The sequence below is a fragment of the Variovorax sp. DAIF25 genome (assembly GCF_050711835.1).
In the GTDB taxonomy this organism is placed as follows: Bacteria; Pseudomonadota; Gammaproteobacteria; order Burkholderiales; family Burkholderiaceae_C; genus Variovorax.
Genome location: NZ_CP136636.1, coordinates 6,553,144 through 6,578,846 on the forward strand (window position 1 = coordinate 6,553,144; position 25,703 = coordinate 6,578,846).

Annotated in this window: 18 protein-coding genes; 3 read left to right on the forward strand and 15 right to left on the reverse strand. The window is 70.3% G+C overall.

Annotated elements, in window-relative coordinates; translation table 11 throughout:
* The 7 genes from R0232_RS30340 to R0232_RS30370 form a co-directional block, all read right to left on the reverse strand.
* Window positions 1–978: an MBL fold metallo-hydrolase gene (locus tag R0232_RS30340; RefSeq protein ID WP_431510461.1), complete on the reverse strand. Its 978-nt coding sequence runs from the start codon at window positions 976–978 to the stop codon at window positions 1–3.
* Between the two features lie 31 nt (window positions 979–1,009).
* A complete protein-coding gene (locus R0232_RS30345) occupies window positions 1,010–1,720 on the reverse strand; it encodes an ABC transporter ATP-binding protein (RefSeq protein WP_431510462.1) in 711 nt (236 codons plus the stop codon).
* Window positions 1,721–1,740: 20 nt separating this feature from the next.
* Window positions 1,741–3,537, reverse strand: a complete 1,797-nt coding sequence (locus R0232_RS30350; RefSeq protein WP_431510463.1) for a branched-chain amino acid ABC transporter ATP-binding protein/permease — start codon at window positions 3,535–3,537, stop codon at window positions 1,741–1,743.
* Window positions 3,534–4,457, reverse strand: coding sequence for a branched-chain amino acid ABC transporter permease (locus R0232_RS30355; RefSeq protein WP_296797079.1), 924 nt, complete (start codon window positions 4,455–4,457; stop codon window positions 3,534–3,536). Before R0232_RS30355 ends, R0232_RS30350 begins: the two co-directional genes overlap by 4 nt.
* 70 nt (window positions 4,458–4,527) lie before the next feature.
* Window positions 4,528–5,727, reverse strand: a complete 1,200-nt coding sequence (locus R0232_RS30360) for an ABC transporter substrate-binding protein (RefSeq protein ID WP_431510464.1) — start codon at window positions 5,725–5,727, stop codon at window positions 4,528–4,530.
* 53 nt (window positions 5,728–5,780) lie between these two features.
* The gene (locus R0232_RS30365) at window positions 5,781–6,557 is read right to left on the reverse strand and encodes an SDR family NAD(P)-dependent oxidoreductase (RefSeq protein WP_431510465.1); all 777 of its coding nucleotides are present in this window, start codon (window positions 6,555–6,557) and stop codon (window positions 5,781–5,783) included.
* 47 nt (window positions 6,558–6,604) lie between these two features.
* On the reverse strand, window positions 6,605–8,362 hold the full coding sequence (locus R0232_RS30370) for an FAD-dependent oxidoreductase (RefSeq protein ID WP_431510466.1): 1,758 nt from the start codon (window positions 8,360–8,362) through the stop codon (window positions 6,605–6,607).
* A 185-nt stretch (window positions 8,363–8,547) separates the two neighbouring features.
* Here R0232_RS30370 and R0232_RS30375 point away from each other — a divergent pair, with 185 nt between their 5' ends.
* On the forward strand, window positions 8,548–9,354 hold the full coding sequence (locus tag R0232_RS30375) for an IclR family transcriptional regulator (protein WP_093347885.1): 807 nt from the start codon (window positions 8,548–8,550) through the stop codon (window positions 9,352–9,354).
* Window positions 9,355–9,930: 576 nt separating this feature from the next.
* On the forward strand, window positions 9,931–10,881 hold the full coding sequence (locus R0232_RS30380) for a universal stress protein (RefSeq protein WP_431510467.1): 951 nt from the start codon (window positions 9,931–9,933) through the stop codon (window positions 10,879–10,881).
* A gap of 8 nt (window positions 10,882–10,889) precedes the next feature.
* Here R0232_RS30380 and R0232_RS30385 read toward each other — a convergent pair whose 3' ends face one another.
* The 6 genes from R0232_RS30385 to R0232_RS30410 form a co-directional block, all read right to left on the reverse strand.
* A complete protein-coding gene (locus R0232_RS30385) occupies window positions 10,890–11,636 on the reverse strand; it encodes a lysophospholipid acyltransferase family protein (RefSeq protein WP_208508680.1) in 747 nt (248 codons plus the stop codon).
* Between the two features lie 56 nt (window positions 11,637–11,692).
* Window positions 11,693–12,976, reverse strand: coding sequence for a dihydroorotase (locus R0232_RS30390; protein WP_431510468.1), 1,284 nt, complete (start codon window positions 12,974–12,976; stop codon window positions 11,693–11,695).
* Between the two features lie 139 nt (window positions 12,977–13,115).
* On the reverse strand, window positions 13,116–14,078 hold the full coding sequence (locus tag R0232_RS30395) for an aspartate carbamoyltransferase catalytic subunit (RefSeq protein WP_209543667.1): 963 nt from the start codon (window positions 14,076–14,078) through the stop codon (window positions 13,116–13,118).
* Window positions 14,079–14,081: 3 nt separating this feature from the next.
* Window positions 14,082–14,588 (reverse strand): bifunctional pyr operon transcriptional regulator/uracil phosphoribosyltransferase PyrR, encoded by a 507-nt coding sequence (gene pyrR, locus R0232_RS30400; protein WP_093347898.1) that lies wholly within the window; start codon window positions 14,586–14,588, stop codon window positions 14,082–14,084.
* Window positions 14,585–15,025: a Holliday junction resolvase RuvX gene (ruvX, locus tag R0232_RS30405; protein ID WP_093348366.1), complete on the reverse strand. Its 441-nt coding sequence runs from the start codon at window positions 15,023–15,025 to the stop codon at window positions 14,585–14,587. The genes pyrR and ruvX overlap by 4 nt, the downstream gene beginning before the upstream one ends.
* An 11-nt stretch (window positions 15,026–15,036) precedes the next feature.
* Complete coding sequence (locus R0232_RS30410; protein ID WP_093347901.1) at window positions 15,037–15,636, reverse strand: YqgE/AlgH family protein; 600 nt, start codon at window positions 15,634–15,636, stop codon at window positions 15,037–15,039.
* On the opposite strand from R0232_RS30410, the gene R0232_RS30415 reads away from it, so the two are divergent.
* Complete coding sequence (locus R0232_RS30415; protein WP_431510469.1) at window positions 15,637–17,139, forward strand: cryptochrome/photolyase family protein; 1,503 nt, start codon at window positions 15,637–15,639, stop codon at window positions 17,137–17,139.
* 68 nt (window positions 17,140–17,207) lie between these two features.
* Here the strand turns inward: R0232_RS30415 and R0232_RS30420 are convergent, their stop codons facing one another.
* Together R0232_RS30420 and R0232_RS30425 are read right to left on the reverse strand one after the other, a co-directional pair.
* Window positions 17,208–23,339 (reverse strand): Hpt domain-containing protein, encoded by a 6,132-nt coding sequence (locus R0232_RS30420; RefSeq protein ID WP_431510470.1) that lies wholly within the window; start codon window positions 23,337–23,339, stop codon window positions 17,208–17,210.
* Window positions 23,340–23,364: 25 nt separating this feature from the next.
* The gene (locus R0232_RS30425; RefSeq protein WP_431510471.1) at window positions 23,365–25,689 is read right to left on the reverse strand and encodes a methyl-accepting chemotaxis protein; all 2,325 of its coding nucleotides are present in this window, start codon (window positions 25,687–25,689) and stop codon (window positions 23,365–23,367) included.
* Between the last annotated feature and the right edge of the window lie 14 nt (window positions 25,690–25,703).

The following is a 25,703-nucleotide window of genomic DNA, read 5'->3' on the forward strand; positions in this document are numbered from 1 at the left end:
TCAGCTTTCCAGCGCGTTCCACATCTCGATGTCGCGCTCCGCGGTCCAGATGCGCGGATGCACGTGGCCGGTGGCCTCGTCGTAGGCGCGCGTCACGTCGAAGGGCATGCAGTGGTCGAAGATCACCCAGTGGCCGTAGGTCGGGCGCAGCGCGGCCACGGTCTCCTTGTAGATGACGTTGAGCGTCTTGCCCTGCGCCACGCCGTTGTTGACCAGCGTGTAGACGTCGGAGATGAAGGCACGCGTGGAGGCGATGGCCTTGCGCACGTCGGTGGCGTTCTCGAGCGCGGCGCCGCGGCCCGGCACCAGCTTCTCGAAGCCGAAGCCGGCCAGGCGGTCGAGCGTGGTGGGCCAGTCGCGGAAGTAGCAGTCGCCCGCGTAGGCGGTGCTCTGGTATTCGACCAGGTCGCCCGCGAAGCAGATCTTCTGGTCTTCCAGGTAGGCGATGGTGTCGCCCTTGGTGTGGCCGCGGCCGACCTGTGCGATCTTCACCTCGAGCTTCTTGCCGAGCCACACGCTCATGGTGCCGCCGAAGGTCATGGTGGGCCAGGTCAGGCCCGGCGGCACCGACTCGACGTTGCGGAACAGGCGCGGGAAGCGGCCGATCTCGCTGGCCTTGTCCTGCTCGCCGCGCTCGACGATCAGGTCGTAGGTGTCGCGGCTGGCGATGATCTGCTCGGCGCCTTCCTTGAAATAGGCCGAGGCGCCGAGCACGCGCACCGCGTGGTAGTGCGACAGCAGCACGTACTTGATCGGCAGCGGCGTGACCTCGCGGATGCGGCGGATCACGTCCTGCGCCATCGCGGGCGTGGCCTGGGTGTCGACCACCATCACGGCCTCGTCGCCGATGAAGATGCCGGTGTTCGGATCGCCCTCGGCCGTGTAGGCATAGGCGTTCTCCGAGAGGCGCGTGAACGAGACCTTCTTCTCCTCGAGGTCGGCCTGGCTGGCGAATTTCTTGGTGGCGGGTGCGGTCATTGGGTTTCCTTTGAAGGGTTGGGCGTTGGGGTCAGTGCGTGCCGAGGTAGGCCGACTTCACCTTGGGGTTGTCGAGCAGCTCGCGGCCGGAGCCCTCGAGCGTGATGCAGCCGGTCTCGAGCACGTAGGCGCGGTCGGCCACGCCGAGCGCCTGCTTGGCCATCTGCTCCACCAGCAGGATGGTGAGGCCCGAGCTGCGCAGCTGGCGGATGGCATCGAAGATGTCCTTGATGATCAGCGGCGCGAGGCCCAGCGAGGGCTCGTCGAGCAGCAGCAGCCGCGGATCGCTCATGAGCGCGCGTGCAATGGCCAGCATCTGCTGCTCGCCGCCCGACAGGGTGCCCGCGGGCTGGTGCTGGCGTTCCTTCAGGCGCGGGAAGCGCGTGAACTCGCGCTCGATGGCGTTCTCGACGAAGGCCTTGTCGGCGCGGCGCGAGTAGGCGCCGAGCATCAGGTTCTCGCGCACGGTCTGATCGGGGAACACGCCGCGGCCCTCGGGCGACAGCGCCACGCCCAGGCCCACGCGCTGGTGCGGCGGCACCTGCGTGCAGTCCTTGCCGTCGATCAGCACGCGGCCCTGGGCCACGGGCTCGAGGCCGACGATGCTCTTGAGCAGGGTGCTCTTGCCGGCGCCATTGGCGCCGATGATGGTGACGACCTCGCCCGCGCGCACTTCGAGGCTCACGCCCTTGACGGCCTCGATGGCGCCGTACGAGACCTTCACCGATTCGATCTTCAACATGATGGTGGGGGTCCTTTCGCTCAGGCGGGCTGCGGCTGCAGGCCGTGCGGCGCGTGATCGGCCTCGTCGTCGACGCCCAGGTAGGCCTCGACCACGCGCGGATTGGCCTGCACCTCGGCCGGCCGGCCCTCGGCGATCTTGATGCCGTAGTCGAGCACGATGACGTGGTCCGAGATCGACATCACCAGGTCCATGTGGTGCTCGACCATCAGGATCGAGACGCCGCACTTGCCGATGCGCAGCAGCAGCTCGCCGAGCTCGGCGGTCTCCTGCGGGTTGAGGCCGGCCGCCGGTTCGTCGAGCAGCAGCAGCTGCGGCTCGGTGGCCAGCGCGCGCGCCAGCTCCACGCGCCGCTGCAGGCCGTAGGGCAGGCTGCCCGCGGGCCAGTGCGCGAGGTGGCCGAGGCCGACCAGGTCGAGCAGCTGCAGCGCGCGCTCGCGCGTCTCGCGTTCCTGCTTGCCGGCCGTGGGCCAGGCCAGCAGCGAGGACAGGAAACCGTTGCTCATGCGGCTGTGCCGGCCCAGCATCACGTTGTCGAGCACCGAGAGCTCGGCGAACAGCCGCAGGTTCTGGAAGGTGCGGCCCATGCCGAGGCAGCAGATGGTGTGCGCGGGCCGGCCCACGATGTTCTCGCCGAGGAAGCGGATCGCGCCGGCATCGGGCTGGATCACGCCCGTGAGCATGTTGATCATGGTGCTCTTGCCCGCGCCGTTGGGCCCGATCAGCGCATGGATGTGGCCGCGCTGCAGGCTGAACGACACGTCCTGCGCCGGCTTCACGCCGCCATAGGACTTGGTCACGCCCTGCACCACCAGCAGCTCGCCCTCGCCGCCCGGGCCGATCTGCCCGGGCACGCCCTGGCCGCCGGCGCCCTCGCCGCGGTGGCGCGAGCGGCTCACCCACTTGTCGACCAGCCCCACCACGCCACCGGGCATCACGTAGAGCGCGAACAGCAGCAGGAAGCCGTAGAGGAAGTGCTGCGCCGAGGGCCAGCGCGCGAGCAGCGCGTCGGTCAGCGTGAGCAGCACCGCGCCCACGATCGGTCCGTACATCGAGCCCGCGCCGCCGAACAGCACCAGCAGCAGGATGAAGATCGACAGGTGGAAGGTGATGAAGTCGGAGTTGATGTACTGGTTCTGCTGCGCCACCAGCGCGCCCGCGATGCCGCAGGTGACGGCCGCGACCACGAAGGCCATGACCTTGGCGCGGTAGACGCGCACGCCCACCGACGAGGAGGCGATCTCGTCGGCCTGCAACGACAGCAGCGCGCGGCCGAAGCGGCCCTGCAGCAGGTTGCGCAACAGCAGGTGCAGCGCGGCGCTCAGCACGATGCCCAGCACCACCCACTGCGTGGTGTCGAGCGGCGCGCCCTTCCAGGTCAGCGGGCGGATGCCGTAGATGCCCTGCGCGCCGCCGAACACCTCGGTCCATTCGCCGACCAGCTTCTCGACCACGATGCCGAAGGCCAGCGTGACCATCGCGAGGTAGGGGCCCTTCACGCGCAGCGAGGGCAGCGCGATCAGCACGCCGCACAGGCCCGAGATCACGGCCGCGAGCAGCAGCGCGAGCCAGGGGTCCATGTCGGTGCGCGAGGTCAGCAGCGCGACGCCGTAGGCGCCGGCCGCGAACAGGCCGGCCTGGCCCAGCGATTTCTGCCCCGCGTAGCCCACCAGCACGTTCATGCCGGCCGCGCACAGGTAGTAGACGCACATCATGAAGGCGATGCGCAGGTAGTAGTCGTTGCCGAACAGCGAGACGATGCCGATCAGCGCCGCGGCGACCGCGACCACGGCCAGGGGATGGACCAGGCGCTTCATACCTTCTCCACCGCGCGGCTGCCGAACAGGCCCGTGGGCCGGAAGGCCAGCACCAGGATCACGAGCGCGAACACCGCCACCTCGCGCCACTGCGCCTGCCAGAGATTGACCATCGACTCGAGCACGCCGAGCAGGAAGCCGCCGATGACGCAGCCGCGCGGATTGCTGAGGCCCCCGATCATCGCGCCCGAGAAGCCCTTGAGGCCGACCGTGAGCCCCATGAACAGCGAGGCCTGCGCGATCGGCGCGAGCAGGAAGCCCGACAGGCCCGCCAGCGCCGAGCTGACGACGAAGGCGCCGATCATCATGGCGTTGGTGTTGATGCCCATGAGGCTGGCCACGTTGCCGTTCTGTGCCACCGCGCGCATGGCCTTGCCGACCATGGTGCGGTTCATCACGCGGTCGAAGCCGAGCATCACGACCACGGCCACGCCCAGGGTCAGCAGCTCCTGCGGTCGCACGCCGACGCCGAACATCCGGATCACGGTGTCGCCCACGGGCGCGGGCACCACCACCGGCTTCGGGCCCCAGATCGCGAGCCCCACGCTCTGCAGGATCACGCCGAAGCCCAGCGTGCTCATCACCCAGGCCATGCCCGGGCGGCCCGCGAACGGGCGCACGCCGAGCACGTAGAGCAGCCAGCCCAAGAGGCCCATCACGCCGAGCGCCGCCAGCAGCGCGAACAGCTGCGCGCCGGCGCCGGGCACGGCGTCGCCGAAGGTGGTGGAGGCCAGCGGCTTGCCCAGGACCAGGAACAGGGCGCTCATGCCGATGAAGGCGCCGGCCGAGACGAACTCGCCGTGCGAGAAGTTCAGCGTCTTGGTGGTGGTGAACGTGATGCTGAATCCCAGTGCCACCAGCGCATAGGCACCGCCGACGGCGAGCCCGCTGATGAGCGCCTGCAGGAGCGCTTCAACCATGTGTGTATCTCCGTTGCGAGGCGAGGCCGGGCACCGCGCGGGCGCGCCGGCCTCGCTTCCTTTTTTGCTCTTACTGCTTGAAGTCGGCTGCGTTCAGGCCCTGGATCAGCGCGTCGCTGTAGGGCAGCAGCTTGCCGTCCTTCCAGCGGATCCAGACCAGGTCCTTGGCGGTCAGCGCCTCGTGGTTGGTCTTGCTGAAGGGCTTCTCGTAGGTCTTGAGCACGCCCTGCACCGGGGTCTTGAGGTCTTCCAGCGCGGCGCGCACGGCGGCGCCGTCGGTGCCGTTGGCCTGCTTCATCGCCTGCGCCAGCAGCAGCACCGAGTCGTAGCCATGCAGCGCGAACGAGAACGAACCCGGCGCCTTGAGCTTGCTGCCGATGCGATCGAAGAGCTTCTGCTGCGCGGGCGTGCGGGTCTCGCTCACGGTGCGCATGAAGATCGGCTTCTCGGCCAGCGCCTTGCCGGCCGCGTCGTAGAAGGTGATGTTGTCGGCGGCCCAGGAGGTCAGCGTCAGCGGGAAGTAGTTGATCTTCTCCATGCTGCGCACCAGCTGCGCGATCGGCGTGCCCTGCGCCCACACCACCACGGTGTCGACGTTGGCGGCCTTCATCTTCGACAGCTGCGAGGTCATGTCGGTGTCGCCGACGCCGAAGCGCTCGGTGGCCGCGATCCTGATGTCCTGCAGCTTGGCGATCTCCTCCATGTCCTTGAGGCCGCCCTGGCCGTAGCCGGTGGTCTCGGCCATCAGGCCCACCACCTTCGAGGCGGCGGTGTTCTTCTTCACGTAGGCCATCAGCGCCGCGACCTGCTCGCGGTCGACCATCGAGACGCGGAACATGTAGTTGTCGGCGCCCGCGCTCATCGGCTTGGTGATGTCGGTGCCCGAGCCCACGTTGCCCAGCACCGGGATCTTCTTCTGGTTAGCGATGTGCTTCCAGGCCATGGCGTTGCCCGAGTTGGTGGGGCCGAACACCGCCACCACCTTCTCGTTGTCGATCAGGTCGCTCATGTTCTGGATCGACTTGGGCGGCGCCGACACGTCGTCGCGCGTGACCAGCGTGAACTTGCGGCCGAGCACGCCGCCGGCGGCGTTGAGGTCGGCAATCGCGGCTTCCATGCCGAGCACCGCGGCCTGGCCGCTCTGCGCCGAGGGCGAGGCCGAGAGGTCGCCGTTGTAGCCGAGCTTGATGTCCTGCGCCGAGGCACCGGCGGCGAACGCGCAGAAGGCGGCGCTCGCGAGCAAGGTCTTGTACAGACGGAAGGTCTTCATTCTTTGTCTCCTGGAGGATTGACGGTCGGGAAAGCGAAAAAGCGGCGGAAGGCTCAGACCGCGAGGAAGCCGCCGTCCACCGGCAGGGTGATGCCGGTGACGTAGCGCGACATGTCGCTCGCGAGGAAGATCGCTGGGCCCACGAGGTCCTCGGTCTGGCCGACGCGGCCCATCGGGATGCGCGTCATGAAGGATTCGAGGCGCTGCGGGTTCTCGCGCGTGGCGGCGGTCATCGGCGTCTCGATCACGCCGGGCGCGAGCGCGTTGACGCGCACGCCGAAGGGCGCGAGCTCCTGCGCGAGCGACTGGGTGAACATCTTGATCGCGCCCTTCGAGGGCGAATAGCCGAGGCTCGCGCCCTGCCCCGCGTAGGCGGCGATCGAGGCGATGTTGATCACCGCGCCCTGGGTGGACTTGATCGCGCCGAGCCAGGCGTGGGTGACGTTGAAGGTGCCGTGCACGTTGACGTCGAGCGTCTTCTTCCAGTTGGCCGCGGCATTGGGGCTGGCCGTGCCCTCGCGGATGATGATGCCGGCGTTGTTCACCAGCAGGTCGATGGCGCCGATCTCGTCGCCCACGCGCACCGCCAGCGCATGGCAGGCCTCGGGCGAGGTCACGTCGAGCACGAAGGACCAGGCCTGGCCGCCTTCGTCGCGCACCAGCTGCGCGGTCTCGCCCACGGTGGCCTCGTTCATGTCGGTGACGACGACGCGCGCGCCGGCCTGCGCCAGGCCCAGCGCGAGCGCGCGGCCGTTGCCCTGGCCGGCGCCGGTGATCAGCGCGAGGCGGCCTTCGAGCAGGCGCGGCGCGACGTGGGGAGGAAAGGCCATCGGGAGGGTTCCTTCTGTGATGAATGCGTGGTTGAAGGGAGGAGGACTCAGGCGGTGCGGCGCACGGGCACGGCCTCGCGCTGTTCGACCTGCAGCGTGGCGGCGGCCGTGGCGCCCTGCGCCACCTGCAGGCCCGCGACGTAGCCGAAGGTCAGCGCCGGGCCGAGCGTGATGCCGGCGCCCGGGTAGTTGCCGCCCATCACGCTGGCCGCGTCGTTGCCGACCGCATAGAGGCCCTTGATCGGCTGGCGGTTGACGTCGAGCACGCGGGTCTTCTCGTCGACCACCAGGCCGGCGAAAGTGCCGATGTCGCCGACCACGAGCTTGATCGCGTAGTAGGGGCCGTGCTCCAGCGGCGCGACGCAGGGGTTGGGCGTGACGTTGGCGTCGCCCTGGTAGCGGTTGTAGGCCTTGCTGCCCTTGCCGAACAGCGGGTCCTCGCCGGTGCGCGCGCTGTCGTTGAACTCCTTCACCGTGGCCTCGAGCACCTCAGGCGCGATGCCGATCTGCTGCGCGAGTTCGCCGATGCTGGCGCCGTGCTTGAGGTAGCCGCTCTTCAGGTGCCGGCCGATCGGCAGCGGCGCTGGTGCCACGCAGCCCAGGCCGTAGTCGCGCAGCGCCTTGTGGTCGCACAGCAGCCAGGCCGTGACCTCGGGCTCGCCGGCGCAGGCCTTGACCATGGCCTGCACGAAGTCGTGGTACGAGTTGCCTTCGTTGGCGAAGCGCTTGCCCTTGGGCGTGACCGCGATCACGCCGGGCTTGGCGCGGTCGATGAAGTGCGGCATCACCCCCTTGGTGCCGTCGGGCCGCGTGGTGACCGAGGCCGGCACCCAGGCCGCGGCATGCGGGATGGTGCCGTCGACGCGACCGCCGACCGCCTCGGCCAGCCGCAGGCCGTCGCCGGTGTTGGTCGAGGGCGAGGGCGAGTAGTGCTCCTGGCCCGTGGGCGCGTGCGGGAACAGCTGCTTGCGCCGCTCGACGTCGTAGGGGAAACCGCCGCAGGCCAGCACCACCCCGCGCTTCGCGACCACGCGCACGGCCTTGCCTTCGTGCTGCACCACCGCGCCCGAGACGCCGTCGTACTCGACCACGAGCTTCTTCACGGGCGAGGAGAGCCACACGGGAATGTTCTGGTCCATCGCGGCCTTGGCGAGCCGGCCCGCGAGCGCGTTGCCGTTGGTCAGGGTCATGCCGCGGCCGTGGCGCAGCACGTCGAGGAAGTGCCGGCTCAGCCGCTTGGTCACGTACCAGAACGAGGTCGGCGACTTGAAGGCCCGCATGAAGTGTTTGATCTCGGGGCCCGAGCCCAACATCATCCCGAACACCGTGAGCTCGGGCAGCGGCGGCGCGAGCTGCTTGATGCGCGGACCGAGCTCGCGGCCGTCGAAGGGGCGCGTGACCATCGAGCGCCCGCCCGGCTGGCCGCCGGGCGCCTCGGCGTGGTAGTCGGGGAACACCGGCGGCATGTCGAACTGCACGCAGGTGTTGCGCGTGAAGAAGTCGATCGCCTTCGGGCCCATCTCGAGGAAGGCGCTCACGCGCGCCGCGTCGAAGTGGGTGGTGGTCTCGTGCTTCATGTAGTCGAGCGCGGCGCCGGCCGGCTCGTGGATGCCCTGCTCCGTGGCCAGGCGCGTGCCCGGGATCCACAGCCAGCCGCCCGAACGCGCGGTGGTGCCGCCGAAGCGCGGTTCCTTCTCGACCACCAGCACCTTCAAACCCTGCGACGCCGCCGTGATCGCGGTCGCCATGCCCGAGGCGCCGCTGCCGACGACGAGCACATCGCATTCCAACGTGTTCTGTTCCATCTCTGCCTGTCTGCCTTGTTTCTGTAGGACTTAAGTTGCCGCGAAGTTTAGGCAGCGACATTGATATGGTCAAGTCGTTTAGTTACTATCAGATGATCAGTCATCGTCGATTTAACACGACAATATCAGTAGAAACCCTGATGGCTATACTCGCCCCCACTCTCAACCCCCACGCCGGGCGCCCCATGGAAAAGCCGAGACGTGGCATCCAATCCGTCGAAATAGGAACGCAGCTGCTCGTCGCCCTCGGGCGGCATGTCGCGCCCATGGCCTTGCGCGACCTCGGCAAGGCCGCCGGCGTGCCGGTGGGCAAGGCCCATCCGTACCTGGTGAGCTTTCTCAAGGTCGGCTTCGTGGTGCAGGACAGCGCGGGCCGCTACGAGCTGGGCCCGCTGGCGCTGCAGCTCGGGCTGGCCAAGCTGCAAAGGCTCGATCCGATCAAGGAGGCCTCGCCGCTGATCGAGGCGCTGGCCTCGGAAACCGAGCAGAGCATCGCGGTCGCCGTCTGGGGCAACTTCGGGCCGACCGTGGTGCGGCTCGAGGAACCGATCCATCCGCTGCACGTGAACCTGCGCACCGGCACCGTGATGTCGCTGGCCTACACGGCCACGGGCCGGCTGTTCGCGGCCTACCTGCCGCCCAAGGTGGTCGAGAAGATGATGGTGGACGACCTCGCGCGCCTGCGCGGCCCGGCCGGCGGCCGCGGCACCGAGGAGCTGTCGCAGTCGCAGCTCGAGGCGCTGCTGGTGGAGACGCGCATGCACGGCATGTCGCGCACCTTGGGCCAGCCGATCCCGGGCATCGACGCCTTCTGCGCGCCGGTGTTCGACTCGACCCACAACATCGTGCTGGGCATCACCGCGATGGGCCCCGAGGCCACCTTCGACAGCGACTGGGAAGGCCGCGTGGCGGTGCCGCTGCGCGCCTGCGCGCTCGAGATCTCGCGCCGGCTCGGTTACGTGCCGCCCGAGGCGCCTGCCGCGCGCGGCTGAAGATGTAGGCACCTGCCCACGCACGGTGCACCGGTTCTCTTGCAATGCGCGGCCCTCGCCGCGTGTGAATCTGCAAGCCACTCACAACACAGGAGAACCTTCATGAAAAGCCTCATCCTCTGGGCCTGCGGCGTGCCGATCACCGTGATCATCGGTCTCAAGATCTTCGGGATTCTCTGACCCGCGCTCGTCTCTTTTACGTTTGCTCTTCCTCTACTCCTCCGGTGCCTCGTGCACCGATGCGCGTCCCTCGGGGCGCGCTTTTTTTTGGGAGGGTCTCGGCGCCTCCCTCAATCTGGCAAAGGCCGTGCGGGTACTGAGCGGGTGCCGGCCGCATCCGGCCTAGACTCCGCCGCATGCACGCTCACTCGCTGTTCCACACCCCGGCGTTCCGCTTCGGCGGCTGCACGCTGGCGCGTGCGTGGATGACGGCGGCGGCTCGGCCAACGCCCGCACATTCCTGAGCCCGGCGGTCCACCTCCTTCCCTTCACCTTCAACGCAGACCATCGACCGCCGGGCCCTCGCCCTGCGTGACTGCGCCCCGTCATCAGGGGGCGCTTCGAATGGAGTGCGTCATGCATCACCCCCAGGTTCAGCGGGAGCACGTGCGTCCCGGCGGCGATACCGCATCCGGCACGCCATCCTTTCAATCCATCCTCGCCGTCACCGATCTGTCGGCACGCGGCCAGCACGCGGTCGAACGCGCCGCCCGGCTCGCGGCGGACCATGGCGCGCTGCTCAAGCTCATGTACGCGCCCGCGAGCCTCGCACCGCTCGCGCACGCCGAAGCGGCCACCGCGCTCGCGGCCCTGGCCCGCGCCATGGGCGCGCGCTTCGATGTGCTGGTCAAGCAGGTGGCGATCTCGAGCGGCGGCCTCGCGCAGATCTTGGACGAGGCGCGTCATGCCGACCTCGTGGTGCTGCGGCACGAACGCGACCGTTCGCCCGGCGCCTTCTTCACGGGCCAGCCCGTGGAGCGCCTGCTGCGGCAATTGCGCTGCCCGGTGCTCGTGACGCGGCTGGCCGCGCGGCCGCGCTATGGCCGCATCCTGGTGGCCGTGGACTTCACGCCCGCGTCGCACGAACTCGTGAGCCTGGCCCATGGCCTCGACGCCGACGCCGCGCTCGAGCTGTTCCATGCGCTCAACACCATGCACGAAAGCAAGCTGCGCTATGCCGAGGTCTCGGACCACGCCATCAGGACCTACCGCCACGACTGCCAGCGACAGGCGCGCGAGCGGCTGTTCTCGCTGACCGATTCATCGAGCGCGCGGCGCAACCGCGTGCTGTCGACCATCGGTCGCGGCGACCCGGCGCAGCAGGCCACGGTGCAGCAGCAGCACGCGCGCGCCGAGCTGCTCGTGGTCGGCAAGCGGCGCGCCCATCCGCTCGCCGATTTCTTCTTCGGCAGCGTCGCGCAGCGCGTGCTGTGCTGGGCCACGGGCGACGTGCTGGTGGTGCCCACCGATCGGCGCGGCTACAGCGCGTCGGCCGTCATGCCGCGGAAGCTGCAGCCGGCTCGCTGAAGACCCGCTCAGTGCGTGTCGCGACGCAGTTGCTGCACGTCCTCGTGCAGCGTCTGCGCCCAGGTGCGGCGCTCGCGGCTGTACGAGGACTGCGGCTCGCCGAAACGCACGATGGCCAAGAGCGGCGGCGCGCGCAGCGTGTTCCACAGCGAGGTGGCGAGGTTGTCGTCGTCGATGTAGCGCGGCGCCTGGCTGGTCTCGCCGGTGGCGGCATCGGCGAAGCGCAGCGCGGCCGGCACCACGGGCGCGCCCGAGGAGATCGCGGCCTGCAGCAGGTTGGCGTGGAACGGCAGCAGGCCGCGGCCGTCGCTGGTGGTGCCCTCGGGGAACACCGCGATCATGTCGCCGTTGCGCAGCGCGTCGGTCATGTGGTGCACCACGCGCAGCGCGTCGCGGCGGCGTTCGCGCTCGATGTAGAGCGTGCCCGCGCCACTCGACAGCGTGCCGATCAGTGGCCAGTGCTTGACGTCGGACTTCGACACGAAACGCACGTGGCGCGCCGCGTGGATCACCGTGATATCGAGCCACGAGAGGTGGTTGCAGATCAGCAGCACCGGCCCGTGCGCGGGCGGCGTGCCCTGCACGCGCAGGGTGATGCCCATGATCTCGAGCATGCGCGCAGCCCAGGCCTGCACGCGCGCGTTGCGCTCGGCCTGGTCGAGGCCCGGGAAGGTGAAGCGGATGGTCCACCAGCCGGCGACGGCATGCGCGATCGCATGCAGCAGCCGGCGCAGTGCCTTGAGTGAATGCAGCATCGGCCCGACCGCCTTCTTCCTGTTGTTGTCGTCGTCGTCGCGCGCCGGAACGCGGCTCAGCCGTGCACCACGCGTCCGGCCACGAGGGTGTGGCGCGCGCGGCCCTGCATGGCGTAGCCGCCGAACGGCGTGTACTTGCCCTGGCTGCGCAGCGCCTCGGGCGTGACCTGCCATTCGAGGGACGGATCGAAGACGCACAGGTCGGCCGGCCCGCCGACGGCGAGGCGGCCGATGCCGGCACAGGCTTCGGTCGCGGGCAGCAGCCGCGCGGGCGCGCTCGTGATCGCCTCGAGCGCGCGCACGAGGCCCGCGCCACTGCGCTCGCCCCATTGCAGCGCCAGCGGCAGCAGCAGCTCGAGGCCGGTGGCGCCAGGCTCGCTCTCGGCGAACGGCAGGTTCTTGGCATCGGCCTCGACCGGCGTGTGGTCGGACACCAGCGCGTCGATGGTGCCGTCGGCCAGCGCGGCCGAGAGCGCGTCGCGGTCGCCCTGCTGGCGCAGCGGCGGGCTCAGGCGCGCGCGGCTGTCGAAGTAGCCGATGTCGGTGTCGGCCAGGTGCAGCGAGTTGATGCTGACGTCGCAGCTCAGCGGCAGGCCCTCGGCCTTGGCGGCGCGCACCAGCGCGAGCCCCGCGGCGCTCGAGAGGCGGCACAGGTGCACGCGCGCCTTGGTGCTGCGCATCAGCTCGACGATGGTGAAGATCGCGATGGTCTCGGCCGCCACCGGCACGCCGGCGAGGCCGAGCCGGGTGGCGAGCGCGCCGCTGGCGGCCACGCCCTTGCCGAGGTCGCGGTCCTGCGGGCGCAGCCACACGGTGTAGCCGAAGGTGCTCGCATAGAGCATCGCGCGCTGCAGCACCTGCGTGTCGGCCAGCGGCACGTCGGCCTGGCTGAAGCCGACGCAGCCGCGCTCGGTGAGCTCGGCCATCTCGGTCAGCACGCCACCGGCCAGGCCGCGCGTGAGCGCGCCGAGCGGGAACAGGCGCGCGCCCGGCAGCTTGCCGGCGCGGAAGGTCAGCATCTCGACCAGGCCGGGCTCGTCGAGCACGGGGTCGGTGTCGGGCGGACACACCAGGCTGGTGACGCCGCCGGCCACGGCCGCGGCCATCTCGCTGCCGAGCATGCCTTCGTGCTCGTAGCCGGGCTCGCGCAGCCGCGCGGCGAGGTCGACCAGGCCGGGCGCGACGATGCAGCCCGTGGCGTCGATGGTGCGCTCGGCGGTGAAGCCCGCGGGAATGGCGCCGATGCCGGCGATGCGGCCGTCGGCGATGGCGATGTCGGCCTGCTTGTCGGTGCCCGAGGCGGGGTCGACCACGCGACCGTTGGTGATGTGGATGTTCATGCGTCTGTACTTCCGGTGACGGTCATGGCCTTTTCGGGAAACACCGTGGAACCGGCTTCGCCGGGCCACTGGTGTTGCCCCCGGTAGGGGGTTGGCGAAGCGACACGAAGTGCGCGAAGACTGGGGGCGAGCAACATGTCTATGCTTCGTTACCTGCCACGATGCTCATCACGGCCATCCGCACGGCGATGCCGAAGGTGACCTGCGGGAGGATGACGCTCTGCCGGCCGTCGACCACGGCCGAGTCGATCTCGACGCCGCGATTGATCGGGCCCGGGTGCATCACGATGGCGTCGGGCTTCGCGAGCTGCAGCTTCTCGGGCGTGAGGCCGTAGGTCTTGAAGAACTCCTGCGACGAAGGCAGCAGCGCGCCGCTCATGCGCTCGTTCTGCAGCCGCAGCATGATGACCACGTCGCAGTCCTTGATGCCTTCCTCGAGCGTGTGGCACACGCGCACGCCCATGCCGGCCATGTCGCCGGGCACCAGGGTCTTGGGGCCGACCACGCGCACCTCGGCGCAGCCCAGCGTGGTGAGCGCATGGATGTCGGAGCGCGCCACGCGCGAATGCAGCACGTCGCCGACGATCGCCACCGTGAGGTTGGCGAAGTCCTTCTTGTAGTGGCGGATGGTGTACATGTCGAGCAGCCCCTGCGTCGGGTGCGCGTGGCGGCCGTCGCCGGCATTCACCACGTGCACGTGCGGCGCGACGTGCTGCGCGATCAGGTAGGGCGCGCCCGACTCGCTGTGGCGCACCACGAACAGGTCGGCCGCCATCGCGCTCAGGTTGGCGATGGTGTCGAGCAGCGACTCGCCCTTGCTCGCCGAGGAACGCGCGATGTCGAGGTTGATGACGTCGGCCGACAGCCGCTTGGCCGCGATCTCGAAGGTGGTGCGGGTGCGGGTGCTGTTCTCGAAGAACAGGTTGAACACGCTCTTGCCGCGCAACAGCGGCACCTTCTTCACTTCGCGGTCGCTCACGCTCGTGAAGTTGGCGGCGGTGTCGAGGATGTGGGTGAGGATGTCCTTGGGCAGGCCCTCGATCGACAGCAGGTGGATGAGCTCGCCGTTCTTGTTGAGCTGGGGATTGCGCTTGTAGAGCATGGCTTACTTGCTTTCCTCGACCTGGAGGCTGAAGGCGCCGTCGTCCGCGCGCGCCAGCGCCAGCGACTGCGAATGGGGCAGCGCGAGCGTGGTGGCGGCGAAGTCGGCCGCCACCGGCAGCTCGCGCCCGCCGCGGTCGACCAGCACGGCCAGGCGCACGCAGCCCGGGCGGCCGAAGTCGAACAGCTCGTTGAGCACGGCGCGGATGGTGCGGCCGGTGTAGAGCACGTCGTCGAGCAGCAGCACGTCGGCGCCGTTGACATCGAAGGGCAGCGCGGTCTGCGCGCTGGCCGCGAGGCCGCGGCGCGCGAAGTCGTCGCGGTGCATGGCCGAGGAGATCACGCCGGGCGCGCCGGCCAGGCCCAGGTCCTTCTGCAGCCGCTCGACCAGCCAGGCGCCGCCCGAGGTGACGCCCACCAGCCGGGTGTCGGGGCGCAGCAGCGCGCGGACGCCGGCCAGCAGTTGCGTGTAGAGCGCCTCGGCGTCGGGAATGGCGGGGGTGGAACTCACGGAAGACTCCTCAAGAATTGCTCCAGGATGATGCAGGCCGAGGCGGCATCGGCATCGCGCGCGCCCTGGGAGAGCGCCTCGGTGGTGCTGTAGCGCTCGTCGACCTCGAACACCTGCAGGTTGAAACGGCCGCGCAGCTGGCGCGCGAACTTCTGCGCGCGCCGGGTGTTCTCGTGCGCGGCGCCGTCGGGATGGAAGGGCACGCCCACCACCAGCGCATCGGGCTGCCACTCGCGGATGCGCGCCTCGACCTGCGCGAAGCGGGCATCGGCGCCCTCGGCCTTGATGGTGGCCTGCGGCGTGGCGCTGCGCAGCAGCCGGTTGCCGCTCGCCACGCCGGTGCGCTTCTGGCCGAAATCGAAGGCCAGGAAGCTCTGGAAATGGGCGGGAACGGGAAGGGAAGCGGGGCTGGAAACGGAAGCTGGCGCGTCAGGCATGGCCGTGGCGTTCACGCATGCCCCGCGTCGGGCGAGAGCTTCCAGGCCTCCAGGCCCAGCAGCAGCAGCGCCTTGTCGTAGCGCTGGTCGATGGGGGTGTCGAAGATCACGGCCGGGTCGGCGCCCACCGTGAGCCAGCTGTTCTCGGCCAGTTCGGACTCGAGCTGGCCCTCGCCCCAGGCCGCGTAGCCCAGCGAGACCAGCACCTTGCGCGGGCCGGCGCCGGTGGCCAGGGCCTCCAGCACGTCCTTCGAGGTGGTCATCTCGAGGCCGCCGGGAATGGTCATGGTCGAGGCGTAGACCGATTCCTCGGGTTTGTCGGCCTCGGTGAAGACCGGCTCGTGCAGCACGAAGCCGCGCTCGGTCTGCATCGGGCCGCCCTGGAAGACCGGGGCCTCGCCGAGCTCGGGGCGCGCGAGGTGCAGCTCGATCTTCTCGAACAGCACCTTGAGGTTGATGTCGCTGGGTTTGTTGATGACCAGGCCCAGGGCGCCGCGCTCGCTGTGCTCGCACAGGTAGACGACGCTGCGGTTGAAGGTCTTGTCTTCCAGGCCCGGCATCGCTATCAAAAAGTGATGCGTCAGGTTCATCGGGGCAGAATCGGAAGCCATATGCCTCCGATTTTACTGGCCGTCGACAAGACCTACCCCAAAGGGCTCATGTGGTTCCGCCGCGACCTGCGCGTGGACGACAACGCGGCCCTCTACCACGCCCTGCGAAGCTGCCGCCAGCTGGTCTGCGTGTTCGTGTTCGACACGGCGATCCTCGACCCCCTGCCGCGGGTCGACCGGCGGGTGGAATTCATCCGCGAATCGCTGCTGGAGCTCGACGAGGAGCTGCGCGCGCTCGGCGGCGGGCTGATCGTGCGGCATGCGGCGGCGGCCGAGGAGATCCCGGCGCTGGCGCGCGCGCTCGAGGTGCAGGCGGTGTTCGCCAACCGCGACGACGAGCCCGAGGCGCTGGCGCGCGACGCCGGCGTGTTCGGCGCGCTGGCCAATGCGGGCGTGAGCTTCCACACCCACAAGGACTCGACGGTCTTCGAGCGCGACGAGCTGATGACCAAGACCGGCCAGCCCTACACGGTCTTCACGCCCTACAAGCGGGCCTGGCTGGCCAAGGTCGACGACTTCTTCCTCAAGTCCTACCCGAGCCGCGGCCATGCCGACGCCCTGGTGCCGCCGCCCGAGGGCTGGCGCGCGCCGGTGCCCTCGCTCGAGGCGCTGGGCTTCGCCAAGAGCAACCTCGGAACGCTCGAGATCCCCACCGGCACGCGCGGCGCGGCGATCCTGTTCGAGGACTTCTTCGAGCGCATCGAGCGCTACGAGGCGGCGCGCAACTACCCGGCGGTGCGCGGGCCCAGCTACCTGGGCGTGCACCTGCGCTTCGGCACGGTGTCGATCCGGCAGGTGGCGGGCGTGGCGCGCCAGCTCTCGCTGCGGGGCGACGCGGGCGCCGCGACCTGGCTCAGCGAGCTGATCTGGCGCGACTTCTACTTCCAGATCCTGGCCCACTTCCCGCACGTGCACGCCAAGGGCGAATCGAAGAGCTTCCGCCCCGAGTACGACAAGATCCAGTGGCACCACGGCAAGCATGCCGACCAGCTGTTCGAGGCCTGGTGCCAGGGCCGCACCGGCTATCCGCTGGTCGACGCGGCCATGCTGCAGATCAACCAGAGCGGCTACATGCACAACCGGCTGCGCATGGTGGTGGCGAGCTTCCTGTGCAAGGACCTGGGACTCGACTGGCGCCGCGGCGAGGCCTACTTCGCGCTGCACCTCAACGACTTCGAGCTGGCGTCGAACAACGGCGGCTGGCAATGGGCGAGCTCGAGCGGCTGCGACGCGCAGCCCTACTTCCGCATCTTCAACCCGGTGACGCAGAGCGAGCGCTTCGACCCCGACGGCAAGTTCATCCGGCGCTACCTGCCGCAGCTCGCGGGGCTGTCGAACGGCGCGATCCATTCGCCGTGGACGGCGACGCCGGTGGAACTCGAGGCCGCCGGCGTGAAGCTCGGCGAGAACTACCCGGTGCCGGTGGTCGACCATGCCGAGGCGCGCGAGCGCACGCTGCAGCGCTACGCGGTGGCGCGCAGCAAGACGCTGGCGAAGAAGTAGCCCGGCCATCCCCCAAAGAAAAAGCCCGGAGGCGCGTCGCCGTCCGGGCTTTTTCGCAGGCGCGCGCCTCAGGCGGCCGCGAGCGTCGCCGTGTCGCTGGTGTAGGCGCGCACCAGCCGCAGCAGCTCTTCTTCGGAGTAGGGCTTGCCGAGGTAGTGGTTCACGCCGAGGTCGCGCGCATAGTCGCGGTGCTTCTCGGCGATGCGCGAGGTGATCATGATGATCGGCAGCTCGGCCAGCGCCGCGTCGCCGCGGATGTTGCGCGCGAGGTCGAAGCCGTCCATGCGCGGCATCTCGATGTCGGACAGCACGACCGCCGGGCGTTCCTGCTGCAGCCGTTCGAGCGCCTGCAGGCCGTCGGCCGCCAGCGAGACCCGGTAGCCTTCGCGCTGCAGCAGGCGCTGCGTGACGCGGCGCACGGTGATGGAGTCGTCGACCACCAGCACCAGCGGGATCTGCGGCACCACGGGCGCCAGCGCCGCGGCCGGGTCCTGGCCATGCGGGCCGCGCGGCTCGTCGGCCGCCGCCACCGGCTGCGCCAGCGCCGCGGCCTGGCGCGCGCGCGCCTGCTCGCCATGCACCGCGGCCAATGCCACCGGGTTGTAGATCAGCGCCACCGCGCCCGAGGCCAGCACCGAGATGCCCGCCAGGCCCGGCAGCCGCGCCAGTTGCGGCCCGAGGTTCTTGACCACCACTTCCTGGTTGCCCAGCACTTCGTCGACGTGCAGCGCCACGCGCTGCGCCGCGCTGCGCACGATCACGAGGGTGTTGGTGCGGCCCGCGATGTGCTCGCTGCGCGGCGAGGCCTGCAGCAGCGCGCCGCCCCAGTAGAACGGCACCTGTTCGCTGCCGAACGGATGGGTGTCGTGCAGGTAGGCCGACTCGAGGTCGGTGGCGTTCACGCGCTGCACCAGCTCGACCAGGTTCGACGGCACGCCGATCGACACCTCGCCGAAGCGCAGCATGACCACGTGCGTCACCGCGGTGGTCAGCGGCAGCACCAGCTTGAAGGTGGTGCCCTGGCCCGGCTGGCTGCGCGTCTCGATGCGGCCGCCGAGCGCGGCGACCTGCGCGCGCACCACGTCCATGCCGATGCCGCGGCCCGCGAGTTCCGACACCTGGCCGGCCGTGGAGAAGCCGGGCCGGAAGATCAGCTCGGTGGCCTCCTCGGGCGTGAGCGGCTGGTCGGCCGCGAGCAGGCCCAGCGAGCGGGCCCGCTCGGCGATGCGCTCGTGGTCGAGGCCGGCGCCGTCGTCGCGGAAGCTCACCGACACGTCGTTGCCCTCGTGCGCGAGGTCGATCACGATCAGGCCGCTGGCGTCCTTGCCCGAGGCCTCGCGCCGCGCGGCGTCCTCGATGCCGTGAGCCACGCAGTTGCGCAGCAGGTGCTCGAAGGCCGGCGTCATCCGGTCGAGCACGCCGCGGTCCATTTCGATCGAGCCGCCGGTGATGTCGAGGCGCACCTGCTTGCCGGTGTCCTTCGAGGCCTGGCGCACCACGCGGTAGAGGCGGTCGGAAATGCCTTCGAACTCCACCATGCGCGTGCGCAGCAGGCCGCGCTGCAGTTCGCGCGTCTGGCGCGCCTGCACGCTGAGGTCGTCTTCCGTCGCCTGCACCGTCTTCTGCAGCGTGCGCTGCACGGTCGCCACGTCGTTCACCGACTCGGCCATCATGCGCGTGAGTTCCTGCACGCGGGTGAAGCGGTCGAACTCCAGCGGGTCGAAGCCCTGCTGCGAATCCTTGGCCTGGGCCAGCCGCGACTGCATCTGGCTCTCGGCCTGCACCTCGATGTCGCGCAGCTGCTGGCGCAGGCGGTCGAGGTTGCCCGTGAGGTCGGCCAGCGAGCCGCGCAGCGAGCCGATCTCGGCCTCGAGCCGCGAGCGCGTGATGATGACCTCGCCGGTCTGCGCCATCAGGCGGTCGAGCAGCTGGGTGCGGATGCGCACGGCCTGGCCGACCGGCGCGCGCAGCGGCGCGAGCGTGGCGGGGGCCGGGCGCACCGGTGCGGGCACGGCGGCCGTCGGTTCGGCGTCGGTGTCGGCATCGACCGCGGCGATGGCGTCGTTGGCGGGCTCGGCGCGCAGCTCCGGGTGTTCCACGGGCGTGGGCGCAGATGCCGCGGTGGCTTCCGCCACGCGCTGCGCCAGTTCGACCTGGGTCGCATCGTCGGCCGCGCGCAGCGCGTCGAAGGTGGCCTGCAGCGTGTCGAGGCGCGCCAGCAGCTTCTCGATGTCGGAACGGTCGACGTGGCCTTGCGTGCCCAGCAGTTCGATCTCGGATTCCATGCGGTGCGCGCGCTCGCCCAGGCGCATGGCGCCGGCCAGCCGGGCACTGCCCTTGAGCGTGTGCAGCGTGCGCAGCACCGAGGTGCGCGGCGCGCCGTCGTCGGGATGGTGCGACCACTGGCGCAGCGCCTCGCCGAGCTGCGGCAGCAGTTCGGCCGCCTCTTCCTCGAAGATCGGGAACAGGTCGACGTCGACCGCGTCGGCCAGGTCGATGGCGTCCTCGGAGTCGTCGAGCGCCACGTCGGCGCCGCCCTGCGGCGACACCACCTGCAGCGGCGCGCGCGGCTCGTCGCGTGCCAGCTCCTCGGCATAGGGCGAGGGCATCGGCGAGGCCGCGATGTCGCGCAGCGCCTGCAGCGTCTGCTGCGAGGGGTCGCGCAGCAGGCCGACCGCGAACTGGTGCAGCAGGCGGCGCAGCTCGTCGGCCGCGGCGACCAGCACCATGCCCTGCTCGCGCGTGCCGCTGCCCTGCATCTGCAGGTGCTGCAGCGCGGCCTCGAAGTAGCGCGCCATGCCCGACAGGCTGTGGAAGCCGACCGTGGCCGAGCTGCCGGCCAGCGAATGGGCCAGCGCGATGGTCGAGTCGGCCACGCGTTCGTAGGGCTGCAGCGCCCACTCGCCGACCTCGGTGGCGAGCTGGCGCGACCATTCGTCGGCCTCGTTGAGGTAGACGTTGTAGAGCGCGATGCCGATGCGCAGCGGGCCGATCACCTTGACCTGGTCGTCGGCGTTGCCGGCGGCGGTCACCTCGACGGATTCGGGCTGCGGCTCGGCAACGGCCGGCGCCTCGGCGGCGGGCGCGGCCTCGGGCTGCACCGTTTCCTCGGGCTCGGCCGGTGCCTCCAGCGGCAGGGCCTGGGCCGCGACATCGAGCAGCGCGGCGGTCTCGGGCGCGGCCGGTTCGGGCGCGACCGTGGCGGCCTGGGCGAACTCGGCCGGGGCCTCCACGGGCTCGAGCTGGATCTCGGGGAAGTCGATCGGCACGGCCGTGCCGGCATCGCTGGCTTCGCGCAGCGGCAGCGGCTCGGGCGTCCAGTCGAGGTCGGGCAGCGCGGGCGCGGTGGCCTCGGCGCGCTCGGCCGAGGCTTGCGCGGCGTCGATCGACAGCGCGGAGGACGGCAGCTCGGCCAGGCCGGCGGCCTCGATCGCGGCCTCCTCGGCCGGCTGGCTCGCCTTCGCGGCGGCGCCGATCGGCGCCAGGAAATCGAAGTCGATGCCGTCGCTCAGCGCGGTCGGCAGCGGTGCCGGCGCGGTGGACGAAGGCTCGCGGGTCTCGAAGTCGAGGAAGTCGGTGGAGACGAAGTCGTCGTCCTCCGGGCCCACGGTGCGCGACGCGGCCTGCGGCACGTCGGAGGTGTCGGAGGCGTCGGCCGGTTCGAGCGACAGGTCCGGCAGCTCGGGCAACTCGGGCAGCGCCTGCGCGGCCGCGGCCGGCAGCGCGAACTGCGGCGGCAGCTCCTCGAGCGGGGCCGGCGAGGTGGGCAGGGGATCGGCGGCGATCTGGCGCGCCGCGATCGCGAGCGCCTCGGCATCGGCCACGCGCGGCGGCGCGGTCGGCACCGGCTCGCCGGCCAGCAGGGCTTCGGCGAGGCGGCTGAACGGGGCGGACTGCCAGCCGTGCGGGGCCGAGGCCGCGATGTCCTCGACCCACAGGCCGAAGTCGCGCAGCGCCTGCTGCGTGCCGGCCAGCAGTTCGGGGGTGGCGGGGCGCTGGTCGGCCAGCCAGGTGTTGACCACCTGTTCGAGCGACCAGGCGGCGTCGCCGAAGTCGGTGAGGCCGACCATGCGCGAGCTGCCCTTGAGCGTGTGGAACGCGCGGCGCAGGATCGTGAGCTCGTCGGTGTCCTCGGGGCGGCTGCCGAGCGCGACGATCGCGTTCTGGCCGTTGTGCACCACCTCGCGCGCCTCGTCGAGGAAGATGTTCTGCAGGTCGTCTTCCTCGAGCTCGGTGACCTCGGTGTCGGGCAGCGCGCCGGGGCCGACGATCTTGGCGGTCCAGCTGTCGGCCTTGCGGCTGAATTCCTCGATCGGCGAGGGCTTGGCCTTGCGCGCCGGCGTGGCCAGCGCGGCCAGCTTCGACGCGATCTGGGCATCGACTTCCTCGATGCTGAGCAGCGGCTCGGCGGCCGGCGCGGCCACGCTCTCGGCGTCCTCGGCATCGGCGGCCTGGCGGCCCATCAGCGGCTTGAGCTCGCCGACCTCGGCGTCGAAGACGAACAGGCGCTTGGCCAGCGCCGGCTGGTAGCCCAGCATGTCGATCAGGAAACCGAGCGCGCCGAGGTTGTTGCCCAGCGCGTCGAAGCCGGCCATCTCGTCGGCCGGCGAGGCGCTGCCCACCATGGCCTCCACGTCGTCGCGCATGCGCTGCACGGTGTGGGCGGCCTGGTCGAGGCCGAGCACCGAGAACACGCCGCGCATCTGCTGCAGCTGGCTCGGCACGGTGCGCAGCAGGCCCTTTTCGCCCGGGCGGCGGAAATACTGGTCGAGCGACTTCTCGAGTTCGCTCAGGTGGCTGCGCAGCTCGTCGACCACGGTGCCCATGGTCTGGCGGTCGCTGACGCGGCGGTACAGGTCCTCCATCCAGGGCTCGAGCGGCTCGGAATGGCCGCCCGCGCGCACGCGCTCGATGCGCCCGGCGAGCTTGAGCATGCGCTGGGTGAGCTGCGGGTCGCTGGGGTCGAGGTCTTCGAGCGCGGCCTCGAGGTAGAGCACCGAGGTCGCGACTTCCATCGCGAGCTCGGTGTCGGGCGGCTGGCCGCTGCGCACCGAGGCGTCGACCGCGTGCGCGAGCGCCTGCACCATCGGCTCGCTCGGCGGATGCAGCCGGTGCAGCGATTCGCCGAGCTGGGCGAAGGTGTCGGCCACCTGGCGCGTGCGCGTGATGTCGCCGCCCGAGAGGCCGGACCACATCTCCTTGGCGGTCTCGATGCGCTTGCGGGCCTGGGCCAGCACCAGCGGATCGAAGCGGCCGAACTGCTCGACCGTGTAGTCGACGCGTTGTTCATGCGCGATGCCCCAGGCCGTGCGCACGCTGCGCAGGGTGGTGGCTTCGTCGCGCGCGGTGGGCATGGCCTGGGCGCAGAAGAACAGCAGGTCCTGGCCGAGCCGGTCGGACACCACGCTGTCGCCGCGCGCGAGCGTGGCGTACTGCAGCAGCACGCGCGAGGCGGCGCGCTTGACGTAGCTGTCGGCGGGCACGAGGCCCAGCGCCAGCGCCTCGAAGAAGCCGGCCGCCAGGGTCCAGAAGCTGGCCACGCGCGGCAGCAGCGCACCGCGGCCGAGCCCCAGGCACAGCGCCTGCAGGCGGCGCGCGGCCTGCGTGTCGCCGGTCTTGACCAACTGCAGCACCTCGCGGTCGAGCCGCGAGCGCACCGAGGGGTCGTAGGCCAGCGAGGCCTGCGTGAGCGCGGGACGGATCTCGACCCAGCGCCAGCTGGCGCTCCAGAGATCGGCCGGATGCACGCGCTCGTTGCCGACCAGTTCGAGCACGTCGCGGTACTGCGGGAACAGCGCGATCGAGGACACGTTCTTGCCGGCCAGCAGGGCCTGCAGGAAATCGGTGACGGCGAAGCCGGCGCGCTCGATCTTGAGCGCGGCACTGTCGGTGCAGCGCTGCGGTTCGGCCACGAAGCCCTGCACCGCGAACTCGATCGAGCCGAGCACCAGCGCGGGCGCGTTGTGGCCCACCATCTGCAGCGCGCCGACGGCCTGGTGCAGTTGCTGGCGCGCCATCTGCAGCGGGCCGCTCTCGATCTCGGCCGCATTGCCGACGTCACGCGCGAAGCGGCGCAGCGACTTGCCGACGTTCTCGAGCGACTTCTGGATTTCTCCGAGCACCCAGGCCAGCGGCCCGAGGTCTTCGGTGGCCGGCGGATTGCCGGCGAGGGGGGCCGCGACGGGGGATTGGATAGCCACCTTGGATGCTCGCCGTTCTTCTGTGTCAGGCAATCTTGAAACGGGCCACCGAACGACGCAGTTCCTCGGCCATCTGCGACAGTTCGCGCACCTGCTGCGCGGTGGTCCGCGTGCCTTCGCCGGTCTGCTCGGTCACGGCGAAGATGTGCTGGATGTTGGCCGCCACCACGTTGGCCGAATCGGCCTCGCGGGAGGCGGACTGCGAGATCTGCTCGATCAGCTCGGCGAGGCGGCGCGACACGCGGTCGATCTCGGACAGCGCGGTACCCGCGTTGTCGGACAGCTTGGCCCCCTCGACCACGCCCTGCGTGGAACGCTCCATGGCGCCCACCGCATCCTGCGTGTCGGTCTGAATCGCCTTCACCAGCGCCGAGATCTGGCGCGTGGCGTCCGCGGAGCGTTCGGCCAGCCGCTGCACTTCTTCCGCCACCACCGAGAAGCCGCGACCGGCTTCACCGGCCGACGCGGCCTGGATGGCGGCGTTCAGTGCCAGCACGTTGGTCTGTTCGGTAATGTCCGAGATCAGCTCGGTGATTTCGCCGATCTCCTGCGAGGATTCGCCCAGCCGCTTGATCCGCTTGGAGGTTTCCTGGATCTGGTCGCGGATGGCGTTCATGCCGCCGATGGCGTTCTGCACGGCCTGCAGGCCCGAGGACGCGGCCTGCAGCGACTGGCGCGCCACCGTGGCGGACTCCTGCGCTTGCGAGGACACGCCGTTGATTCGCTCCGCCATGGTCAGCACCGACTGGCCGGTTTCGCGAATCTCGCGCAGCTGTTCGGTCGAGGCCGCCAGCAGCTCGGTCGAGGTGCTTTCCACCTGCGAGGTGGTCAGCGCCACGCGCGTGGCCGTGTTCTGCACGTTGCCCACCAGCAGCCGCAGTTCTTCCACCGTGTAGTTCACCGAGTCGGCGATGGCGCCCGTGATGTCCTCGGTCACGGTGGCTTCCTGCGTCAGGTCGCCTTCGGCCACCGTCTGCAGTTCGTTCATCAGCCGAAGAATGGCGGCCTGGTTGGCGTTGTTGATGCGGCTGGCTTCCTCCGAAGCCTGCTCGGCCGAGAGACGTTCGCGCTCGGCGTTGGCGGCGCGTTCGCGGCCTTCGCGCACCTGCACGAAACCGATGGCGCCGGCCAGTGCCAGGGCGGCCAACGAGAGCACGAACAGCAGCACGATGGTGCCGGCGCCCAGGCCGGTGCGCGCCGACAGCTTGTCCTGCAGCTCGCCCAGCGATTTGCGCAGCGGTTCGCTGTCGGTCAGGATCGACGCCTGCGCTTCGCGCGCCGCCACCAGGCCCTGCAGGTTGCCCAGAATGGCCGATGCCTGCGTGCGCATCTGCTCGTAGGTCTTCAGGATGGCTTCGAGCTGCTGGCGCGTCTGCGGGTCCTTCGAGCCGGGGAAGCGCTGCTGCGCATTGCCGTCGAGCAGACCGCGCGTGGTTTCCTGGAAGGTGTTCAGGTCCTTGCCGAGCAGGAACACGGCGTCGGGGTTCACGCCCTCGACGGTGAAGAACTCGTTGGTCGACTTGCCGATGCGCTGCGTCAGCATCACGAGCTGGCCGGCGGCCGAGATCTCGGGCAGCGTGGCGTTCTGCTGCATCTTGAGCGAGGCGACGGTCTCGGTCATCTCGAGCAGCGTGGACGACTGCTGGTTGATGTCGCGCAAAGCGGCACCCACCTGGGTCAGGATCTGGCGCTGGGCCAGCACGGCCTTGGCGCTCGCGTCGGCGCGCGCGACCAGCGGGCCGATCTTGCCCATGTCCTCGCCGTAGGCCTCGCCCACGGCCTCGAGGCGCAGCGCCTCGTCGCCGTTGGTCAGGCCGTTGACGCGGCGCGTGAGGTCGTCGGCGCTGTCCTTCACTTCGGTGAAGGCCGGCGCGCTGCCCACCAGGGCCTGCGAGATCGACTTGGCGAGGCGCTGCGACTGCATCAGCGACTGGCCGGTGGCCGCCACCTGCTGCGCCAGCCGTTCGGCGCGCAGGATGGCGAGGCCGGCGACCAGCAGCAGCGCCAGCACCACCACCGCCAGCAGGATCGCGAGCACGCGCTGCTGGCGCGCGGGGCTCTGGCCGGCACGGCCGTCGTCCGCGAGCAGGTCGGCGGCATCGGGCCGGCCCGGTTCGTTGGCGGCCTCGCCGCCATCGACCAGCGCACCGCCTTCGCTGAACGAGCCGGCGGCCGGCGCGCCGCCGAACGAAGCGTCGCCCGGCGCGCGCGCGATGCGCACGGTTTTCTCGTCGGGGACCTGCACCGTGTCGACGTTGTCGATCGCGAGCGAACCCGAACCATCGACGCGGGCCTTGTCGTTGCCGCTGGCGGGCAGTAATTTCTTGAACTTGTCGGCGATCGAGCTCACGGTCGGTCCTTCAG